The organism is Streptomyces sp. NPDC055025, assembly GCF_053608565.1.
Genome location: NZ_JBSGVS010000068.1, coordinates 1 through 3,573 on the forward strand (window position 1 = coordinate 1; position 3,573 = coordinate 3,573).

Consider the following 3,573-nt stretch of genomic DNA (forward strand, 5'->3'; position numbering starts at 1 on the left):
CGTCCCGCCCGTCCTCACCGCCCCGCCCGATGCCTGCCCGACGGCATCTCACACCTCGTACACGAAGCCCCACGTCACCGAAGCCCCACGTCCTGGCCCCACATCACCGAAGCCCCACATCACCGAAGTCTTCTCACCGCTGAAGAAACGGCCCCGATCGGACACCCCGACATGACCACCACCCTCCAGGCCCGTGGCCCCCAGGCCCGCACCCTCGTCACCGCGCTGCTCGCGTGCCTTCTCGCCTGCCTGCTCGCCCTCACCGCGGCCCCCGGCGCCCACGCGTCCGCCCCGGCCAAGGACGACAAGGGCCGTACCACCTTCGGTGTGCAGCCCTCGGGCCCCAAGAAGCCGGACCGGCGCAGCGGTTTCTCGTACAGCGCCACGCCCGGCGCCGCGGTCGGGGACCATCTCGCCGTCCTCAACCACAGCACCAGAGCGCTGAAGCTGAAGGTCTACGCGAGCGACGCCTTCAACACCGCCGACGGAGGATTCGACCTGCTGGCCGCGGGACGCCCGTCGAAGGACGCCGGCACCTGGGTCGCGGTCAAGAAGAGCACGGTGGTCATCCCCGCCAGGTCCCGCGTCATCGTGCCCTTCACGCTGACCGTCCCGCGCGGCGCGAGTCCGGGTGATCACGCCGCGGGCATCGTCGCCGCGCTCACCTCGACGGGGTCGGGCGCCGAGGGCGACCGGGTCGCCGTGGAACAGCGCGTCGGCGCGCGGATCCACATCAGGGTGGCCGGGGAACTCAAGCCGCGGCTCACCGTGGAGAACCTCCGGGCGAGCTACCGGGGAACGGCGAATCCGTTCGGCGGCGGCTCGGCCACGGTCACGTACACGGTGCGCAACACCGGGAACGTACGGATCGGGGCGCGGCAGACCGTACGGGTCCGCAACGCGGTCACCGGACCGGTGCGCGCCCCCGGGGTCCATGACATCAAGGAACTGCTGCCGGGCAACGCCGTCACCGTGACCGCCTCCGTGCGTGATCTGTTCCCCGCCCTGCGGTCGACGGCGACGGTGACCGTCGACCCGGTCGCGGTGAGCGGTGACATCAATCCCGCGCTGCCCGGCACCACCCTCTCGGCCGGTTTCTGGACCGTGCCCTGGGCGCTCCTCGCCCTGCTGCTGGTCCTCGCGGCGGGCGTCGCGGTGTGGTTCTCGCCGCGCCGCCGGCGCGGGCGTCCCACGCGGCCCGCCGCTTCCGAATCCCTCCCTTCCGTGCCTGACTCCGTGCCCGCTTCCGGGTCGGCCTCCGTGTCCCACTCCGTGTCCAAGAAAGTGAAGACCTCCATGCTGACCAAACGTTTCTCCAGGCAGGCCGCCGTCGGCGCCGCCACCCTGCTGACCGCCGCGGGCGGTGCGCTGCTGCTCGGCGCGCCCGCCGCGCAGGCCGCCGACCCGCTGGGCACGCTCAAGGTGGCCCCGGCCACCGGCACCGACACCTCGGGCGTGAGCCTGACGACCTCCGCCGCCTGCCCGGCGGAGGCCGACTACGTGATCGTGAAGGTCGCCGGCAAGGGCTTCCCGGCCGAGGGCCAGAACGTCGTCGGCAACTCACCGATCAGCATCTACCAGGTCGTGGGTGACGGGTACGAGGTGCCGCTCACCGAGACCATGCGGGACTACGCCAACACGGCGGGCTTCAAGACGCTGGAAGGCCGCTACGAGTTCACCGTCACCTGCCGCAAGGCCTTCGGCGAGACGACGTACGGCGACTTCACGGGCTCCATCTGGTTTACCTCGAACACCGCCTACCGCGACACCGACCCGGACGGGCCCTCGGACCCGCCCACCAGCACCTCGCCCAGCCCTTCGCAGAGCACCGACCCCAGCACGACGCCGAGCGACCCGTCCGAGCCCTCCGACGGCCCGGAGCCGAGCGACTCGGCCGATCCGTCCGACACCGGTCTGCCCCCCGGCAGCGACGACCCGGGCACCGACGACCCGGGCACCGCGGACGGCGGCACGACGGACGGCGGTTCCTCGGACGGCGGCGCCTCCGACGGCGGTTCCACGGGCGGCGGCTCCACCGATGTCTCCACCGAGGTCGGCTCCGGCGGCACGGGCGGCGCCCTCGCCAGCACCGGCGCCCAGGCCGGACTCCTCGGCCTCGGCTCTGCCGCACTGATCGCCCTCGGCACCGCCGCCGTGTTCTGGGCCCGCCGCCGCGGACTGCTCACTTTCGCGAACGGCGGCAACAGGTGACCCCCCGTAAGACCCTCGCCGCGCTGCTCACCGGCGCCGTCGGTGTGCTCAGCGGGCTCGTGCTGCTCGGCGCCCCCGCCGCGCAGGCCGACACCCTGGGCACCCTCAGGCCGTCCCCGGCCACCGGCTCGGACGTCTCGCCGATGTCCCTGACGACCTCGGGCAGCTGCCCCGAGCCGGCGGACCACATCCTGGTCTCGGTGACCGGCGCGGGCTTCCCGGCCGAGGGCCAGAACGTCGTGGGCAACTCGGAGATCGGCATCTATCCGGTCGTGGGTGACGGGTACGAGGTGCCGCTCACCGAGACCATGCGGGACTACGCCAGCACGGCGGGCTTCAAGACGCTGGAAGGCCGCTACGAGTTCACCGTCACCTGCCGCAAGGCCTTCGGCACCGCGACCTACGGTGACTTCAAGGGCTCCATCTGGTTCACCTCGGACACGGCGTACCAGAGCACCGCCCCCACGCAGGCGACGACGACGTCCCTCACGGTGGCTCCGGCGGGCCCCGTCACCCAGGGCACCTCGGTCAAGCTCACCGCGAAGGTGACGCCCTCGACCGCCCCGGGCACTGTGGGGTTCCTCGACGGAATGACCCTGTTGGGCTCGCCCGTCACCGTCTCGAACGGCACGGTGTCCCTCTCCACCACCACCCTCGCGGTCGGCACCCACTTGCTGAGGGCGCAGTTCACGCCCGCGAATCCGGCGAACCACACCGGCTCGGTGTCCGCCGCGGTCCCGCTGACCGTCAAGGTCCGCGCGCCCTCGGTCACCACCGCGCCGAAGGTCACCGGTACGGCGAAGGTCGGCTCCAAGGTCACCTGCGCCGTGAAGTTCAGCGGCGCCACCACCGTGCGCCACCAGTGGCTGCGCGACGGCAAGGTGATCACCGGCGCGACCGCGTCGACCCGCACCCTGGACTCCACCGACCGTACGCACAAGGTCTCCTGCCGGCCCAGCGGGGTCAACACCGGCGGCACCACCACGGTCACCAGCCCCGCCGTCACCGTCGCCACCGGCCCCGCGCTCAAGGTGAAGACGGCACCGGCCATCAGCGGCACGGCCAAGGTCGGCAAGAAGCTCACCGCCAAGGCCGGCACCTGGACCCCCGCGGCCCAGTCGTACACCTATGTGTGGAAGCGGGCCGGCAAGGCGATCAGCGGCGCCACCAAGTCCACCTACACGGCGGTCAAGGCCGACAAGGGCCACACGCTCACGGTCACGGTCACCGCCAAGCGCTCCGGGTACGCCAACGGCGCCGCCACCACGAAGTCAGTGAAGGTGACCTGACGGTGACACAGGACACCCTGGAGCGCCCGCCGAGCGCCCCACCGGCGGGCCGGGCGCGCGACCAGCGCCCGGC

General features: G+C 72.3%; 2 protein-coding genes. Both read left to right on the forward strand.

Translation table 11 applies throughout. From position 1 onward, the window contains the following. The first annotated feature begins 171 nt into the window (after nt 1–171). The gene (locus tag ACWGDX_RS32125; protein WP_453631292.1) at nt 172–2,211 is read left to right on the forward strand and encodes a hypothetical protein; all 2,040 of its coding nucleotides are present in this window, start codon (nt 172–174) and stop codon (nt 2,209–2,211) included. After that, nucleotides 2,208–3,500 carry an Ig-like domain-containing protein gene (locus tag ACWGDX_RS32130; RefSeq protein ID WP_453631293.1) on the forward strand — a complete coding sequence of 431 codons (1,293 nt, stop codon included), beginning with the start codon at nt 2,208–2,210 and terminating at the stop codon, nt 3,498–3,500. Before ACWGDX_RS32125 ends, ACWGDX_RS32130 begins: the two co-directional genes overlap by 4 nt. Nucleotides 3,501–3,573: the final 73 nt, after the last annotated feature.

Bases quoted from the DNA above. Each gene is read 5' to 3' on its own strand.
- ACWGDX_RS32125 (WP_453631292.1), top strand. From the start codon at position 172: ATGACCACCACCCTCCAGGCCCGTGGCCCCCAGGCCCGCACCCTCGTC.